Genomic DNA, 17,528 nt, shown 5'->3' on the forward strand with positions numbered 1-17,528 from the left:
CGTATCCGGTTGTTGCCCCTCTGCGGCCCGGCCATCAGCTGAGGGCTCGTCCGAGTACGTACACGGCCGGAGCCGCCGCCGTCAGCGGCAGCGCCACCCCGGCCGTGAGGTGCACGAACCGTGACGGGTAGTCGTAGCTCGCCACCCGCAGCCCGATCAGTGCACACGCCCCTGCTGCCAGCCCGAGCACCGCCCCGACCGCACCGAAGTCCGTGGCCTGCCCGGCGGCGAAGCCTGCGCCGGCCGATGCACCCAGCGCGAGCACGACCGAGACGATGCCCGGCAGGGGCAGCGCCCGCACCAGCGCCGCGACGCCGACACCGGCCGCGCCGATCACCACCGGGTCCGCCGCGGTGGCCAAGTGCCCGGCCGCGACCACGGCGAGCGCGGCTGAGGTGGCCGTGGCGGTCAGCCCGTACAACCGCTCATCGGGCGGGCTCAGGTTGCGCAGTTGCAGCACGATCACCAACAGCAGCCACCCACCGAGGGTGCCGAGCAACACGGTGGACGCCTGGTCGTGGTCGGTGACGAGTAGCCCGATGTCGGCCGCGACGCCGGCGAGGAAGGCGAGGGCGATGCCCTGCCGCGCGGGCCACATGCCGTTCAGCCGGAACCAGCCGGCCGCCGTCACCGCCTGCAAGAGCACCACGGCCACGGCGAGCGCGGGCTCCGCCAGCGGCGCGGTGATCGCGAGCAGCCCGGCGAGTACCGCGGTCAGCAGCGCGGGTTGCAGGCCGGGCCCGAGGATCTGTGGGCGGCCCTCCGCCCGTGCTCGTTCCGCGGCGGTCAGTGGTACATCGGACACCTCGGAGTCCCCTTCTTCGGGCCCTGCCCCGTTGCCGTTGCCGTCGCCGACATGGGTTTCAGCATGGGTTTGAGCATGGGTATGGGCGCCGGCATGCGGCGCGGGGGCTGCATGGGCACGGGTGGCCTCGCCGTGCGCGGCATGGCCGTAAGGCGCCTGGGGGCGCGGGGCGTTGCCGTATGGCGCGGTGCCGTACGCCGGGTCGCGTCGTGCCGCGTCGGCGTACGCCGGGTCGCCGTACGCCGGGTCGCCGTACGCCGGATCTCGCTGCGCAGCACTGCCGTACGCCCCACTGCCGTACGGCTCGGTGCCGTACGCGTTATGGCCGGTGCCGTGCCCGCCTCGCTGGCCCTCGCCCTGGTCGTACGCCCCGGCGCCGTACGGCTGCTGTTGCCAGGCGCCGCCGTCCGTACCCTGCTGGGCCGGTTGCTGCCACTGCTGCGCATGGCCGTCGTTTGCCGCGTAGTCGCTGGGCTGCGCGTAACCACTGGGCTGCGGGTAGCCGCCGGGCGCCGGGTGGGGCGCCGGTTGCTGGGGGGCGTGCGGGGCCTGGTGGGTCGGGGGGTGGGCTGAGGGGTGGGTCAGGGGGTAGGGCTGCGGCGGGTGCTGGGTGCGCTCGTCGTCGTACGAGGGCCAGACCGGTTCGGCCGGGTACGCCGCGTACCCGCCGTGCCCGGGGTCGGCGCCCGGGGCGCCGCGGTAGCCCTCGGCAGCGCCGGAGTCGCCATAGCCCGCGAAGCCGCTGTAGTTCCCGTCGTGCCCGTCCTGCCCGCCGTGCCCGTAGTCGCCGTGCGCGGCCGGTGGCTGCTGGGCGTACGGATCGGGGGCGTACGGGTCGGGAGCGTACGAGCCCGGGGTGGCGGGGCCGGCGGAGTAGGGGCCCTGGTCGCCGTGGTTCGGGTCGTACGCGGGGTTGGGTGCGGTGGGGGAGTGTCCGGCGTAGCCGCTGGCGGGATCGGCCGACGCGGCGGGTGCCGCGGGGTCCTGCGCAGCGTCGTACGGGGCCCCGTACGCGGTGGCCGGGTCGGCGAGCGAGGCCGGATCGTAGGCGTCGTAGGACGGGTACGGCTCGCCCGTCCGGCGCTGCTCTTCGTACGGCTCGCGCGGGTACTCGTCGCGCCGGTACTCGTCCTGCGGGTACTCGGCGTTCGGATAGGGGTCGTGCGGCTGATCGCTCATGCTCGGCGGGTCACCCTCCCGCGAACGGCGGGAGCACCTCGACCGTGCCGCCGTCCGCTAGTTGGACCGTGTGGTGGTCACGGGTGCCGACGGGGTCGCCATCGACCAGGAACGAACAGCGCAGCAGCACCCGAGCGAACTCCGGCTCCGTGCGGTGCCGGGCGCGGGCCGCGTCGAGCGCATCCGCGAGCGTGCGCGCGGCGTACGGCTCCTCCGCGGTGCCCGCCGCCGCCTTGGCCGCCGCCCAGTACCGAAGGGTGCCGGCGGGCGGGCCCACCGTGTCCGTTGCCGCCATGGGGCTCCCTTTGTCTCGGTCTTTCTCGGCTGTGCTCGGTCGGCTGTTCTCGCGGGTGCCCGCGTCGCCCACGCACCGTACGCGGGCAGGGGCCGCACGCTCGCCCGCGGGCGCGAGCCGCCCTCCATGATGACGCCTGTCAGCCACCGGCCCCGCCGCGCCCGTCCACCGGAGCCCCGCGCATCCGCCGTGCCGCGCCCACCTGCCGGCCCCGCGCATCCACCCGCCCCACTGAATCCAGGATGCGGGGCAAAGACCTGGCCCTGACCGGGTAAATCGAAAGCTCAGCGAGTGACACCTCGCATAGGGTGCGCGATGTGTTGGTCCGACTATTGCGGGCGTATCTGCGACCCTATGCGCGCCCGATCGCTGTGATCGTGGCGCTCCAGTTCATCCAGACTCTGGCGACTCTCTATCTGCCGACCCTGAACGCCGACATCATCGACGACGGTGTCGTCAAGGGGGACACCGACTACATCCTGCGCATCGGTGGCGTCATGCTCGTGGTGACGCTGCTCCAGATGGTCTGCGCGATCGGGGCCGTGTACTTCAGCGCCCGTACGGCGATGGCGCTCGGGCGCGATGTGCGCGCCGCCATCTTCGACCACGTGCAGTCCTTCTCCGCCCGCGAACTGGGCCACTTCGGCGCACCCTCGCTGATCACCCGAACCACCAACGACGTACAGCAGGTGCAGACGCTGTGCCTGATGACGTTCACGTTGATGGTGACCGTGCCGATCATGTGCTTCGGCGGCGTCGTGATGGCGCTCAACCAGGACGTGCCACTGTCCGCGCTGCTCTTGGTCATCGTGCCGGTCCTAGGCGTGATCGTGGTGCTGATCGTGCGCAGGCTGCGCCAGGTCTTCCGCGGTGTGCAGGAGAAGGTGGACACGGTGAACCGGGTGCTGCGCGAGCAGATCACCGGCATTCGGGTCATCCGGGCCTTCGTGCGCGACCGCTACGAGCAGGAACGGTTCGCTGACGCCAACACCGAGCTCATGGGCGTGTCGCTGCGCGCCGGCCAGTTGATGTCGCTGCTGTTCCCGGTCGTGCTCGTGGTCATCAACATCTCCAGCGTCGCCGTGGTCTGGTTCGGCGGCCAGCGCATCGACGACGGCGGCATGCAGATCGGCGCGCTGACCGCCTTCCTGTCCTACCTGATGCAGATCCTGACGGCCGTGATGATGGGCACCTTCATGCTCATGATGGTCCCGCGCGCCGAGGTGTGCGCCGAGCGCATACAGGAGGTGCTGACGACCGAGAGCAGCGTCGCCCCGTCGTCCGCGCCCGTCACCGCGCTGAGTCAGCGCGGAGAACTGGAGCTGCGCGACGTGGAGTTCCGCTACCCCGGCGCGGAGGAACCGGTGCTGCGCGACGTCTCGCTCACCGCGCGGCCCGGCCTCACGACCGCCGTCATCGGCAGCACCGGCAGCGGCAAGTCCACCCTGATCAACTTGATTCCCCGGCTGTTCGACGCGACCGGCGGCAGCGTGCTGATCGACGGCCACAACGTACGGGACCTCGACCCGGAGCAGACCGGGGCCCGTGTCGGCCTCGTACCGCAAAAGCCGTACCTGTTCAGCGGAACCGTGGCCTCCAACCTGCGGTACGGGAATCCGACCGCCACCGACGAGCAGTTGTGGCGGGCCCTGGAAATCGCGCAGGCCAGCGACTTCGTCGCGGCGATGGACAAGGGTCTGGAGGCCCCGATCGCCCAGGGCGGCGGCAATGTATCGGGCGGCCAGCGACAGCGTCTGGCCATCGCCCGTGCGCTGGTGCGCGAGCCGCGGATCTACCTCTTCGACGACTCGTTCTCCGCGCTCGACTACGCCACCGATGCCCGGCTGCGCGCCGCGCTCAGCCGGGAGACCGGCGATGCGACGGTGATCATCGTCGCGCAGCGGGTCAGCACCATTCGGGACGCTGACCAGATCGTCGTCCTGGACGAGGGCCGGGTCGTTGGCACCGGCACCCATTCCGAGCTGATGGCCTCGAACGAGACCTATCGGGAGATCGTGCTCTCCCAGCTCACCGAGCAGGAGGCGGCATGAGTTCCCCCGAGCCGGATTCCCGGCCCCCTGGTTCGGCGGACGGTGCCGGTGCCGGTGCCGGTGCCGCGGACGGTGCCGGCCCCGGGGCAGGACCCGGTGCCGATAACGGTGCCGATGCCGCGCCCAGCAAGGCCAAGGCCGCGCCCAGAGGCCCGGGGCCTGCTGTGGGGGCCGCGCGGTTCATGGGAGGCCAACCCGCCGAGCGGACCATGGACTTCCGCGGATCGACCCGCAGACTCCTTGCCGCGCTGCGGCCCGAGCGGCCCATCATCGCGCTGATCATGACCATGGCCGTCGCCTGCATCACCCTGAGCGTCATCGGCCCCAAGCTCCTCGGCGACGCCACCGACCTGATCTTCACCGGCGTCGTCGGCCGGCAACTCCCCGATGGGCTCAGCAAGGCGGAGGCCGTCCAGCGGATGCGGGACCACGGCGACGGCAAGGTCGCCGACGTCGTCGCCGCGATGGACGTCACCCCGGGGCAGGGCATCGACTTCGACGCGGTCGGCACGACCCTGCTGTGGGTACTGCTGATCTATGTGGTGGCCAGCGCCTGCTACTTCGTCCAGGCCAGGTTGGCTACGCATGTCGTCCAGCGCGCGGTGTTCCGCATGCGCGCCGATGTGGAGGAGAAGCTGGCGCGGCTGCCGCTGCGTTACTTCGACCAGCAGCCGCGCGGCGAGGTGCTCAGCCGCGCCACCAACGACATCGACAACGTCGGGCAGACCCTCCAGCAGACCTTCAGCCAGATCATTTCCTCGCTGCTGACGATCGTGGGCGTGCTCGCGATGATGTTCTGGATATCGCCCCTGCTCGCGCTGGTCGCACTCGTCACGGTGCCGATCTCGGTGCTCGTCGCGATTCGGATCGGCAAGCGCGCGCAGCCGGAGTTCGTACGCCAGTGGAAGACGACCGGCACCCTCAACGCACACGTCGAGGAGATGTACACAGGCCACTCGCTGGTCAAGGTCTTCGGACGGCAAAAGGAGTCCGCCGAAACCTTCCGCGAGGAGAACGAGCAGCTGTACGCGTCCAGCTTCCGCGCGCAGTTCATCTCCGGGATCATCCAGCCCGCGATGATGTTCATCGGCAACCTCAACTACGTCCTCGTCGCCGTCGTCGGCGGGCTCCGCGTCGCCAGCGGGTCCCTGTCGATCGGCGATGTGCAGGCATTCGTGCAGTATTCGCGGCAGTTCAGCCAGCCACTCGGCCAGCTGGCCAGCATGGCCAACCTGATTCAGTCGGGCGTCGCCTCCGTCGAACGGGTCTACGAACTCCTCGACGCGGACGAGCAAGAGCCCGATGTGCAGCGCACCGGGCCCGCCCCGCAGCACGTGCGCGGGCAGGTCGCCTTCGACCGGGTCTCCTTCCGCTACGAGAGCGACAAGCCGCTGATCGAGGACCTGTCCCTGTCGGTCAGCCCCGGCCAGACGGTCGCCATCGTCGGCCCGACCGGTGCGGGCAAGACCACCCTGGTCAATTTGCTGATGCGGTTCTACGAGGTCAGCGGCGGGCGGATCACCCTGGACGGCGTGGACATCGCCGCCATGCCCCGCGAGGAACTGCGCTCGCGGATCGGCATGGTGCTCCAGGACACCTGGCTGTTCGGCGGCACCATCGCGGAGAACATCGCCTACGGGGCGCCCGAGGGGCTGCCCATGGACAAGATCGTGGCGGCGGCGAAGGCGACCCATGTGGACCGTTTCGTACGGACCCTGCCCGATGGCTACGACACGGTGATCGACGAGGAGGGCGCGGGCGTCAGCGTCGGCGAGAAGCAACTCATCACCATCGCCCGGGCGTTCCTCGCCGAGCCCGCGATCCTGGTCCTCGACGAGGCGACCAGCTCCGTCGATACCAGGACCGAGGTCCTCATCCAGCAGGCGATGGCCTCCCTGCGCACGGGGCGTACGAGCTTCGTCATCGCGCATCGGCTCTCCACGATCCGGGACGCGGACTTGATCCTGGTGATGGAGGCGGGCGCGATCGTGGAGCAGGGCACGCACGCGTCACTGCTCGCGGCGGACGGAGCGTACGCCGGCTTGTACGCGGCCCAGTTCGCGGGCGCCCCCAGCGCCGACCCCGAACCAGCGTTCGGCGGCTGACCGATCGTCCGCAAGCGGGCGGCTCCTGGCCCGTGTCAGGAGTGGCCCACAGGGCCTTGCCTTGACGTGGGCGTCAACGTCTAGCGTCATGACCATGCGCATCGGCGAACTCGCGGAGCGGGCCGGGGTCAGTACCCGCACGCTGCGCTACTACGAGGCACGCGGCCTGTTGCCCACCCGGCGCGGGGACAACGGCTACCGCGTATACGGGGACGAGGACCTGCGGCTCGTGGAGCAGATCCGCACGCTCCAGGACTTCGGGTTCGGCCTGGAGGAGACCCGGCCCTTTGTGGAGTGCCTGCAAGCGGGGCACCCGGCCGGGGACTCCTGTCCCGCCTCGCTCGATGTGTACCGACACAAGCTCGCTGAACTCGATCAGCTCATGGACGAGTTGCGGGCGGTACGCGAGCAGGTGGGTGCGCAGTTGATGAGGGCCGAAGCACTGCTGCCGGGCGGACCCGAGCCGCGGTGCGAACTGAGGGGATGACGGATGATTCAGGCTGCGGGCGTGGCGGAGGTCACGGATGTGACCTTTGCGAACGAAGTGTTGACGGCGGACCTTCCGGTGTTGGTGGGATTCACCGCCGACTGGTGCCCACCGTGTCGCCAGATCGCGCCGGTGCTCAGCGCGATCGCCGCGGAGGAGAGCGACCGAATCAAGGTCGTGCAGCTCGATGTGAATAGCAGCCCAGCGACGACCGCCGCGTACGGCGTACTGGCGATGCCCACGCTCATGATCTTCCGCGCCGGCGAGCCGGTGGCGTCGATGGTGGGCGCCCGGCCCAAGCGCCGGCTGCTCCAGGAGATCGACGACGCGCTGTAGGGAGCGACGGCCGGTTGGTGGGCCTACGGGCCGACCAACCGGTGGTCCCGGGCCGCCGGCTGCCCTTGCCAGCGGCATGGCCGGCGGGCAAGGTAAGCGCGCACGCGCATCTGTGCGCCCCCCGCGCCTCCATCCGTTGCACGGCTGGAAATCGCCGTCCTTCCCGTACGTCTTCGGGTGCCTTCGTACCTCTCCGTACGCTTCGTAGGTCGGGGAGCGCGCTGCGTAGCGGCGCCGGATGGGCGCCTGAGCGGGGCGTTCGGCTGTTCGAGTGCCCCTCTGTGCGCGGGTTGCGCGGAGCCTACGAAGATCGCGTGCGACGTACCGTAGGCCGCGGACGGTGGCGCTCCAACCCCCGAATAAAGCCCAAATATCCGCTAAAAAACGCCCGGCGTCGCGCGCGGGAGCCCATGCCGTGAGACCGCGCGTCGCGGCCCGGAACGTGACCGAGGGAACAACGGAAGGTGCACATCCGGCCCGGCCGGCTGTCGATGGGTGGGCTATCCTGCTGTGCACAGGACCTGGGCAACGCAGCCCCCAGGTCCTTTTGTGCTTTCGGCCACGCACCCTCGCGGTCGATCGCCACCGTACGAAGCAGGGCCGCAAACTCCCCCAGGTCGCTCCTGGGAAGTGCCCCACGCAGGGACCGAGGAGGAACCGACGTCATGGGCAAGCGAAGCGAGCAGAACGACAGTACGAGCAGGGCGATGACCGGCGGCAACGAGGCAGGTGGTCGTGGATGAGTTCCCTCCTGCTCTTGACGAATGCGCTCCAGCCATCGGCCGAGGTGCTTCCCGCGCTCGGCCTATTGCTGCACGGCGTGCGGGTGGCGCCGGCCGAGGGGCCCGCGCTGGTGGACACCCCAGGCGCCGATGTGATCCTCATCGACGGGCGCCGTGACCTGCCCCAGGTGCGCAGCCTGTGCCAGCTTCTACGATCCACCGGGCCCGGTTGTCCGCTGCTGCTCGTGGTGACCGAGGGCGGGTTGGCGGCCGTCACCGCGGACTGGGGCGTGGACGATGTGCTCCTGGACACCGCAGGCCCGGCTGAGGTCGAAGCACGGCTGCGGCTGGCGATGGGCCGCCAGCAGATAGTGAGCGACGACAGTCCGATGGAGATCCGCAACGGCGATCTCTCGGTGGACGAGGCGACCTACAGCGCCAAGCTCAAGGGTCGGGTCCTCGACCTGACCTTCAAGGAGTTCGAGCTCCTGAAGTACCTGGCCCAGCACCCGGGGAGGGTCTTCACCCGGGCACAACTCCTCCAGGAGGTCTGGGGCTACGACTACTTCGGCGGCACCCGCACCGTGGACGTACACGTGCGGCGGCTGCGCGCGAAGCTCGGTCCCGAGCACGAGTCGCTGATCGGCACCGTACGGAACGTCGGCTACCGCTTCGTCGTCCCGGAGAAGGTCGAGCGCGCGGCCGAGGAGGCCAAGGCGAAGGCTAAGGCCAAGGTCACAGGTGGTTCAGGTGGTACGGGTGACATGCGTGGGGCCGCTGATGTGGGTGGGCCGAACTCGCGCGGCGACGCCTCCGGTCGTTCCCGCCCGGAAGACAGCACGAAAGCAGTGGTCGCACGCCCGGTAAACGGCTAGGGGGACCCGCGTAGACTGCCGCGCGTGGCCAAGGTGACGCGGGATGATGTAGCACGAGTTGCGGGGACGTCCACCGCGGTTGTCAGCTACGTCATCAACAACGGACCAAGGCCGGTTGCCCCGGCCACGCGCGAGCGGGTACTCGCCGCGATCAAGGAGCTCGGCTATCGGCCGGACCGGGTCGCGCAGGCGATGGCGTCGCGGCGCACGGACCTGATAGGGCTCATCCTGCCCGACGCCCGGCAGCCCTTCTTCGGCGAGATGGCCCACGCCGTCGAGCAGGCCGCGGCCGAGCGCGGAAAGATGGTCCTGGTCGGCAATTCCGACTACCTGGACGAGCGCGAGGTGCACTACCTCCGCGCCTTCCTCGGCATGCGGGTCTCCGGCCTGATCCTCATCAGCCAGGGCCTCAGCGAGAACGCGGCGGCCGAGATCGAGGCGTGGGACGCCCGCGTGGTGCTGATGCACGAGCGGCCCGAGGCGATCGATGACGTGGCAGTGGTCCTTGATGACGTGGGCGGTGCCCAACTGGCCGTGCGCCACCTCCTGGAGCACGGCTATCCGTACGTGGCCTGCATCGGCGGTACGGAGGAAACTCCTCCGGTCGGCGACCCGGTCACTGACCACGTCGAGGGCTGGCGCCGGGCGATGCTCGAATCGGGCCGCTCCACCGAAGGGCGCCTCTTCCAGGCCCCGTACAACCGCTACGACGCGTACGAGGTGGCCCTGAAGCTGCTGGCGGGCCCGGACCGGCCGCCCGCGGTGTTCTGCTCGACCGACGACCAGGCCATCGGTGTCCTACGCGCCGCGCGCGAGCTGCGCATCGATGTGCCGCAGGACTTGGCCGTCGCCGGGTTCGACAACGTGAAAGAGGCCGGGTTGACCGATCCGCCGCTCACCACGGTCGGCTCCGACCGGCCCGCGATGGCCCGCGCGGCGGTGGACCTGGTCCTGGACGACGGGCTGCGGGTGGCCGGCTCCCGGCGCGAACGGCTCAAGCAGTTTCCTTCGGCGCTGGTGGTACGGCGCTCCTGCGGCTGCGGCTAGGAAGCCGTTTCGGCGGGATGGATGCCGTTTCGGCGGGGTGGACGATCCGTCTCGTAGGGGGTGGGCGGCCCGGCGGCTCGGTTCGGCGGGGCGGAAGCCGTTTCGGCGAGGTGGATGATCCGTCTCGGTGGGGCGGGCGGCCCGGCGGGCTGGCTCGCCGGGTTGGCTTGCCGGGGTTTTATGGCGGGCTTACGAGGTTCTGTTGGCCTTCTCAGGCCGTCCTCAGAAAGTTCTCATGATCGGGCCGCACAGTCATAGGTATGACCGAGAACATCCGCCGCGACGGCGACCACGCAGGCTCCGCTCACTCAGCAGACTCCGCTCACCTCGCCGCCCCCGCGGCGGAGCACACGGCGTCGTATGGAACGTCGGGAGCGCAGGCCCCGGCCGCCACGCCGCCTCCTGGTCGCACGCCCCCGCCGCCCGCGCCGCCGGTATGGCCCGCTGAAGCGGAGACCGGTGGATACGGCAGCCCGTCCGGCAGCACGCAGGACGGGCGGGGCGGAGATACGTACGGCGGCTCGTACGGTGGCGCGGATGGCGGCTCGTTCGGCGGTGCCTACAGTGGCGCGGGCGGCGGTTCGCACGGTGTCGGTACGGGGGGCTATGCGGCGTTCGGTGCGGATGCTCCGCCCCCGCCGCTTGGCGCCCACGCGGCTGGTGGGGCTGCTGATGGCCCCGCCCGTCCTCGGGGGCGTCGTACCGGGGTGCTGATCGCGGCGGTCGCGCTGGTGTCGGCCGTCGTGGCGGGCGCGACCGGTGCGCTGGTCGGCAGCCGGCACGACGGGGGCTCAAGCAGCACGTCATCGGCCTCGGTCGTGGCCGCCGGCGCCACATCGGGGGCGAGCGGTGATGTGTCCGCCGTCGCCAAGGCCGTCAGCCCCAGCATCGTGGAGATCGCGGCGACCACGGCCCAGGGGCAGTCGCTGGGCTCCGGCGTCATCATCTCCGGCGACGGCGACATCGTCACCAATAACCACGTGGTAGCCGGCTCCGATGCCATCACCGTGACCCTCAGCGACGGCACGCGCAAGAAGGCGTCGGTGGTCGGCACGGATGGCTCCAAGGACCTGGCCCTGATCAAGCTGGAAAACGCCAGTGGACTGCGCGCCGCCAAGCTCGGTGACTCCAGCGCGGTCAAGGTGGGCGACCAGGTCGTGGCCATCGGCTCGCCCGAAGGCCTGACGGGCACGGTCACCAGCGGCATCGTCTCCGCGCTCGACCGCGAGGTAACGGTCGCCAACGCAGACGAGCAGGAACAGCAGGGGCAGCAGCCGGGACCGCAGAGCGACGGCGGCTGGCCGTTCGAGTTCGAGGGCCGCGAGTACAACGGTGACGTGGGCTCCTCCAAGACGACGTACAAGGCCATCCAGACGGACGCCTCGCTCAACCACGGCAACTCCGGTGGCGCGCTTATCAACATGCAGGGCGAGGTCATAGGCATCAACTCCTCCATCTCTTCGCCCGCTTCGGCGGCAGGTGGTTCCGGCGGCAGTGTCGGGCTCGGCTTTGCGATACCCAGCGACACGGTGAAGAAGGACCTGGGTTCCCTGCGGGGCGGCGGCACGAACGCGTAGCGCCGCGCCGTGCCGCGGTGCGCATGGTGTGGTCGGTGGCGCCGCGGTGCCGACGGTGGTGGTGCGGACCGCGGCTCCGCGGTCGGGTGGCGGGCCCGTGGTGGCGACGGGGCCTGGTGGCGGCTCGTGCGACGCTGAGGGGCGGCTACGGGCTGGCCGAGGCCCGCCGCCCGTAACCTGCCCGTCACCTCGTAGGCCATGGCGCGCAGCCCGCGCCCGTACCCCTGAAGGAAAGCGCCGATGAGTCCCGCCGAGCATGGTGAGCGTCCCGCCCGCATTCTGGTTGCCGATGACGAACCCGCTGTGCGGGAGGCGCTGCGGCGCAGCCTCATGTTCGAGGGGTACGAGGTCACCGAGGCCGTGGACGGCCTTGAGGCGCTGGAGAAGGCCGAGAGCTGCACGCCGGAGCTGATCGTGCTCGATGTGTTGATGCCCCGGATGGACGGGCTGACGGCGGCCAGACGGCTGCGCGCCGCCCAGGTGACCGTGCCGATATTGATGCTGACGGCGCGCGACACCGTGGGCGACCGGGTCACCGGGCTTGACGCGGGCGCCGACGACTACCTGGTCAAGCCGTTTGAGCTGGACGAACTGCTCGCCCGCATCCGCGCGCTGCTGCGCCGCAGCGCGTACGCCACGGCTGGTGGCGGAGCCGAGCCGAGCGCGGGTCAACTCTTGGAGTTCGGCGATCTGCGCATGGACCTGACGACGCGCGAGGTCACCCGGGGTGGCCGTCGAGTGGAGTTGACCAGGACCGAATTCACGCTCCTGGAGCTGTTCCTCGCCCACCCCCGCCAGGTGCTCACTCGGGAGCAAATCCTCAAGGCGGTATGGGGTTTCGACTTCGAACCGTCGTCTAACTCGCTCGATGTGTACGTGATGTACCTGCGCCGCAAGACCGAGGCAGGTGGCGAGCAGCGGTTGGTGCACACGGTGCGAGGCGTCGGCTATGTGCTGCGGGCCAACGACCATGCGTATGAACGTGGAGCCGCCGAGTGAACACCGCTGCCCCTCAGCCGAACGGCGACGGCGGCTCGCCCGCCTACCCGACCGGGCCGCCGGCCCCCGCGACCCCACCCGCTGGAATGGGCAGCACCGTCAGCACCGGCAGCCCCGCTGATACCGACAACTCCAGCAGCCCCACCGGAATCGAATGTCCCATTAGCCCCAGCAGCCCCAGCAGCTCCACTAGAACCGGCAGCACCGCGGCGCCGTTGGCCGGTGTCCGGCGCTCGTTGCGCTCGAAGCTGCCGCTGCGGTCCCGGCTCGCGCTGCTCACCGCCCTCGCGGTGGCCTTCGCCGTAGCCCTGTCCGCCGTGGCCTGCTGGGTGATCACACGGGAGCAATTGCGCGACGAACTCGACAAGTCGCTGCGGAACTACCGCGTCAACGTGCTGTACCTGCGCGACACGTTGCAGCAGTGTCCGCAGATCGAGACGGCGCCGAGCCGGGACGCCGGGCCCAGCGTGGCGTACGTACAGACCGTGAACGCCGACGCCGGCCGGTGCGTGGGCACGGGAGCCAAGCCGGTGCGGGTCAGCGACTCGGACGTCAACGTGGCACTCGGCCTGGAGAACGACGTGGTGCGCGATGGCCGCACCGATGGGGGCACGCCCGTACGGGTGCTCACCAAGTCCTACGTCATAGGCGACAGCGTCTTCGCCGTCTCCCTGTCCCGGCCGCTGACCGAGACCGACAGCGCCCTTGACACCCTGGCCCTGGTGCTTGCCGTGGTCGCCGGCATCGGCGTGCTCGGCGCGGCGACCGCGGGACTCGCCGTCGCCCGGGCCGGGCTGCGCCCCGTGGACCGGCTCACTGGCGCGGTCGAACACATCGCCCGTACGGAAGACCTGGCCACCACCATCCCGGTAGAGGGCCGGGACGAGATCGCCCGACTGTCGCGGTCGTTCAACTCGATGACCGCCGCGCTCGCCTCGTCCCGCGACCGGCAACAGCAGCTCATCGCGGACGCCGGGCACGAGCTGCGCACTCCGCTCACCTCGCTGCGCATGAACGTCGAACTCCTCGTCCGCAGCGAGGAGACGGGCCGCGCGCTGCCGCCCGACGACCGCCGGGAACTGCTGGCCAGCGTCAAGGCGCAGATGACGGAGTTGGCTGCGCTCATCGGCGACCTCCAGGAACTGTCCCGCCCCGACGCCCCGCCCGGCAGCGGCGCGCCCCGGATCGCGGCGCTGCACGAGGCGGCGAGCGCCGCGGTGGAGCGGGCCAGGCTCCGCGGCAAGGACCTGGCGATCACGGCCCGGCTGACCTCGTGGTACGTGCCCGCCGAGCCCTCCGCATTGGAGCGGGCCGTGATCAACCTGCTGGACAACGCGGTGAAGTTCAGCCCACCGGGCGGTGCCGTCGAGGTCACGCTCAGTGAAGGCGTCTTGACGGTACGGGATCATGGGCCTGGCATCCCGTCCGACGAACTCCCTCATGTCTTCGACCGCTTCTGGCGCTCCCCCTCGGCCCGCAGCCTGCCGGGCTCGGGCCTTGGCCTGTCGATCGTGGCCCGCACGGTGCAGCGATCCGGTGGGGAGGTCAGCCTGCGGGCGGCCGATGGCGGCGGAACCGTCGCCGTCGTACGGCTTCCGGGAGCGCCGCACCCGCCGCCGGAAGCGGAGCCGTCGCAGGGCGGCCCGGCGGGCGGGGGGCCCGCGTTCCGCGCGCCCGAGCCGTGATCGCTCACGCTAGCGGGGGCCGCTCTCGATGGTGACGCGACGGGCTGCTCCCCACGGTGCAGCGCAGCGCTAGCGGGGTGTGGGAGCGCGGGGAACCCGATCGCGGCATCCGGACAGGTACGAGGCGAGGGTGCCCACCGGCTTCCTCCCGGCCGTACCTGTCACCGCGCTCATCGACGGATACGGGCGGCAACTCATCGCGAAAGGTCACACGTTGACGTTGCCTACCATGGTTCATCGCGTACGCTCCGGGTTCGTTCTCGGAGCGGTACTGCTGGCCACCGCCACCGGGTCCGCCACCGCCACCGCTTCCCCGGCGCTCGCCACCGCCTCGTCCCCAACCCCGGCAATGGCCCAGGTTTCGGCTCAGGCCGACTCCCGCACTCAGGCTGGCCTTCGCACTCAGGCCGTCCCCCGTACCCAGGCCGTCCCCCGTACCCAGGCCGTCCCCCGTACCCAGGGCGGGCCGCAGGTGGGCCCGCTGGCCGCGCTCGCCGGTGGTCCGTCCGCCGCAACCGTACGAGCCGCCGCGTGGCAGGAGACGCCGGTGGCCAAGGAGTGGGCCACCGGCATTGGCCTGGCGCGGCCCGACGCGCACACCACTTGGGTGTCAGGGATGCGCCTTCAGCCCCGTGGGAACTCCCTCACCTTCCTCCCCACCCTGTGGGAACGCGACGACCGCCAGGGCACGAGCTGGAAGGAGCGGCCCACCGCGCCCGCGCCCGCGCCGTACGACGGCCGATGGAACGATATCGACGCCGCGTCAAGCAAGAACGCCGTCATGGTGGGGGACTACGCCGAAGACGAAAGCATCGGCGGCGTGCTGACCCAGCACTGGAATGGGCGGACGTGGAAGAACGCCGTTGCTCCGGTGCCGAAGGGCGCCTTTGGGGCCTGGTTGCTGTCCGCTGACGCCCGTACGGTGCGGGACGCCTGGGGCGTCGGCGGGGCCCAGGTTCCCACCGACGACCCGGACGACAGCCGAAACGTCGGGCTGATCGAACACTGGGACGGCAAGCGCTGGACGGCGGCGAAGCTGCCCGACGTGGGCGATGAGGAGGCCGGTTGGAGCTTCGACGATGTCACGGCTTTGGCCGCCGACGATGTGTGGGCAGTGGGATCGGCCTACAGCTCATCCGGCACGCGCCCGCTGCTGATGCACTACGACGGCAGGAACTGGAGCGAGGTCAGCGGGCCCAGCCTCGGTAGCGTACGCGCCGGCCTGGAGACCGTGGCTGTCGGTGCACGCGGCCAGGTGTGGGCGGGCGGTAAGGCTCAGGCGGCGGACGGCACCGAGTCGGGACTGCTCCTGCGCTATGACGGAAAGAAGTGGTCGACAGCGGCCCTGCCCGCTGGCACGGGACCGGTAACGGAGCTCACTGTCAACCGGGGCAACCTCGTACTGCTGGTGGAGAAGGGCGAGGGGGCCATCGACGCCCTGCGCGGCGGGAAGGACGGACGCTGGACATCGCTGGGTCTGCCGTCGTCACCTGGTGCTCCGCTCAGCGGCCTCAACATGCTGGCGTCCGGTAACACCATCGATGTGCTGGGCATCCGCCCGGAAGCGGTCGGCGGGACCTGGCGCCCGGTCACCCTGACCGCCACCGTGCCACCGGCATACGCCGCGCGCCCGCTTCGTGGTGTGTTCCGGGTGGGCCGACGATGAAGGTACGCGGGGTAGGGATGGCTGCATCAGGCCCCCGCACGGCGGCCCCATCGGACGCGCGTTTACCGGGAGTACGGCGCTGAGCTGGCATCCTTCCGACCCAACCCGGTCAGGCCCCGGCCGCGCAACAGCCCGTCAGCGGAGAGTGCGCCGGGCCCGGTGAAGACGAAGAGCAGGAAGCCCCAGCAGTAGATGGCCGCTTCCTCGCCGCCGTTTTGGATGGGCCACAGTCCGGTGGGCTGGTGCATGTCGAAGTAGCCGTAGGCCATCGACCCGGAGCAGATCAACGCCGCGATGCGAGTGCCGAGGCCCAGCATCAACAGCCCACCGCCGACGATTTGGATGGCTCCCGCTGGTCCCATGGGCCATTCGGTGAGCTCCGTTTTGCCCCCTGCTCCGCCGGGTGCCTCGGGGAGGTCGAAGAAGCCGGAGGCGCCGTGGCAGGCGAAGAGCAGCCCGAAGACGACGCGTGCGGCGGCGATGGCGTACGGGCCCATCGCGTCCCGGAGTTCGGCTGCCTGGCCCGCGATGCTGAAGCGGCCACTGCCCTGGCTGTGCCGGCCAAGGCGGTCGCGGCGAAAGAGCCGCGTGGTACCGGAGTCCTCCGGTGGGGTGGATAGCGAAGGGGGAGAGGACATGACGAACCTCCTTGGAGTTCGGACGGTGTTCGGCTGCGCGAGTGGCCGAGTGACACAGGGGGCCCGGCCACGAGTGAGACCGAACCGACTGGCCTCCACCCTCCTGGGACTCCGCTACACAGCGCGTCGTCCACCGGGCGGCTGCTGTCGTGCTTCGCAGGCAGTACGAAGGCGCGCGTAAACGGGTCCACGGGGCGCAGGCCCCGTGGGCCGCGTTCGCCGTGAGTGGTGCGGGAGCGGTGGCTGGCCAACCGGTGGGGAAGCGGGCCGGCGCGTATGGGTCGTGCGGGTACACAGCGCCACTGGCGCCGCTTGGCGCCACTCCGCGACAACTTGGCGCCGAGAAATATTCTGCCCTCTTACGCGCCGTTGACCTGCAACAACAGGCGTATCTGCCACCTCGAAATCCACACCAGGCGCCATGTGGCGCCAGGTGGGGCTTGCCAATGGCGCCACCATGGCGCCATTATTGCGTCATGGACCTCACGCCGTACGTCGAAACACTCCGCCGGGACCTGGCGGTGGCCGCTGCCGCCGGGGGTGACGAAGCCCGCGAACTCGCCGAGCGGTTGACCACGCCGCTGGAGTCGGCCGCCCGCCTGACCCTGCTCAATGTGCTGTCCGCGGCCATGGGCGAGATCACCCGTGACCTCGCCCCAGGATCGGTTGACGTACGACTGCGTGGCCTCGACCCCGACTTCGTGGTCGTGCTGCCGCAGCACGAGGGCCGCGCCGAGCCGCTCGACGCCCCGGCGCCCGCGCCGGCACCGACATCGGCACTGGCCCCGGCGCCTGCCGACACGGACGAAGGTGGCACCGCCCGCGTCAATTTGCGTCTGCCCACCCACCTCAAGACCCTCGCCGAAGAGGCTGCGGGCAACGAGGGCCTGTCGGTCAACGCATGGCTTGTGCGCGTCGTGTCTGCCGCGGTCAGCGCGGGCCCCGCCGCCGCTCCCCGCGCCCCCGAAAAAACCAGGGCCGGCGGCCAGGGCTTCACGGGCTGGGTGCGTTAACCAGCCCCTGGAAACGCCTTCATCCACACCACGTCCCACCAGCGGGGA

14 protein-coding genes are annotated in these 17,528 nt (G+C 70.6%); 11 read left to right on the forward strand and 3 right to left on the reverse strand.

The genetic code is table 11. The features are described from left to right. Positions 1–34: 34 nt before the first annotated feature. Positions 35–1,984, reverse strand: coding sequence for a hypothetical protein (locus FHS42_RS06980; RefSeq protein WP_376772538.1), 1,950 nt, complete (start codon positions 1,982–1,984; stop codon positions 35–37). A gap of 10 nt (positions 1,985–1,994) precedes the next feature. Further along, positions 1,995–2,279: a MoaD/ThiS family protein gene (locus tag FHS42_RS06985; RefSeq protein ID WP_184569930.1), complete on the reverse strand. Its 285-nt coding sequence runs from the start codon at positions 2,277–2,279 to the stop codon at positions 1,995–1,997. A 317-nt stretch (positions 2,280–2,596) separates the two neighbouring features. On the opposite strand from FHS42_RS06985, the gene FHS42_RS06990 reads away from it, so the two are divergent. The 10 genes from FHS42_RS06990 (at position 2,597) to FHS42_RS07035 (ending at position 15,829) form a co-directional block, all read left to right on the forward strand. Then, entirely contained in the window at positions 2,597–4,330 is a 1,734-nt protein-coding gene (locus FHS42_RS06990) for an ABC transporter ATP-binding protein (protein ID WP_184569932.1), read from the forward strand. Between the two features lie 182 nt (positions 4,331–4,512). Beyond that, positions 4,513–6,435 (forward strand): ABC transporter ATP-binding protein, encoded by a 1,923-nt coding sequence (locus FHS42_RS06995; RefSeq protein ID WP_184570645.1) that lies wholly within the window; start codon positions 4,513–4,515, stop codon positions 6,433–6,435. A 94-nt stretch (positions 6,436–6,529) separates the two neighbouring features. Then, a complete protein-coding gene (locus FHS42_RS07000) occupies positions 6,530–6,922 on the forward strand; it encodes a MerR family transcriptional regulator (RefSeq protein WP_184570647.1) in 393 nt (130 codons plus the stop codon). A gap of 3 nt (positions 6,923–6,925) precedes the next feature. After that, positions 6,926–7,258, forward strand: coding sequence for a thioredoxin family protein (locus FHS42_RS07005; RefSeq protein ID WP_221476214.1), 333 nt, complete (start codon positions 6,926–6,928; stop codon positions 7,256–7,258). Between the two features lie 739 nt (positions 7,259–7,997). Next, entirely contained in the window at positions 7,998–8,855 is an 858-nt protein-coding gene (locus FHS42_RS07010) for a response regulator transcription factor (RefSeq protein WP_246494356.1), read from the forward strand. A 24-nt stretch (positions 8,856–8,879) separates the two neighbouring features. Beyond that, positions 8,880–9,902, forward strand: coding sequence for a LacI family DNA-binding transcriptional regulator (locus tag FHS42_RS07015; protein ID WP_184569934.1), 1,023 nt, complete (start codon positions 8,880–8,882; stop codon positions 9,900–9,902). A 260-nt stretch (positions 9,903–10,162) separates the two neighbouring features. Further along, the gene (locus FHS42_RS07020; protein ID WP_184569936.1) at positions 10,163–11,479 is read left to right on the forward strand and encodes a S1C family serine protease; all 1,317 of its coding nucleotides are present in this window, start codon (positions 10,163–10,165) and stop codon (positions 11,477–11,479) included. A gap of 240 nt (positions 11,480–11,719) precedes the next feature. Next, entirely contained in the window at positions 11,720–12,478 is a 759-nt protein-coding gene (locus FHS42_RS07025) for a response regulator transcription factor (protein WP_184569938.1), read from the forward strand. Further along, positions 12,475–14,163: a sensor histidine kinase gene (locus tag FHS42_RS07030; protein WP_312866764.1), complete on the forward strand. Its 1,689-nt coding sequence runs from the start codon at positions 12,475–12,477 to the stop codon at positions 14,161–14,163. Before FHS42_RS07025 ends, FHS42_RS07030 begins: the two co-directional genes overlap by 4 nt. Before the next feature lie 229 nt (positions 14,164–14,392). Then, positions 14,393–15,829, forward strand: a complete 1,437-nt coding sequence (locus FHS42_RS07035) for a hypothetical protein (protein ID WP_184569940.1) — start codon at positions 14,393–14,395, stop codon at positions 15,827–15,829. Between the two features lie 62 nt (positions 15,830–15,891). On the opposite strand, the gene FHS42_RS07040 is transcribed toward FHS42_RS07035, so the two are convergent. Continuing rightward, complete coding sequence (locus tag FHS42_RS07040) at positions 15,892–16,467, reverse strand: DoxX family protein (protein ID WP_246494357.1); 576 nt, start codon at positions 16,465–16,467, stop codon at positions 15,892–15,894. 476 nt (positions 16,468–16,943) lie between these two features. Between FHS42_RS07040 and FHS42_RS07045 the strand changes: the two genes are divergently transcribed. Then, complete coding sequence (locus tag FHS42_RS07045; RefSeq protein WP_184569942.1) at positions 16,944–17,480, forward strand: hypothetical protein; 537 nt, start codon at positions 16,944–16,946, stop codon at positions 17,478–17,480. Positions 17,481–17,528 lie beyond the last annotated feature (48 nt).

It is taken from the genome of Streptomyces zagrosensis (assembly GCF_014203645.1).
Lineage (GTDB): Bacteria > Actinomycetota > Actinomycetes > Streptomycetales > Streptomycetaceae > Streptomyces > Streptomyces zagrosensis.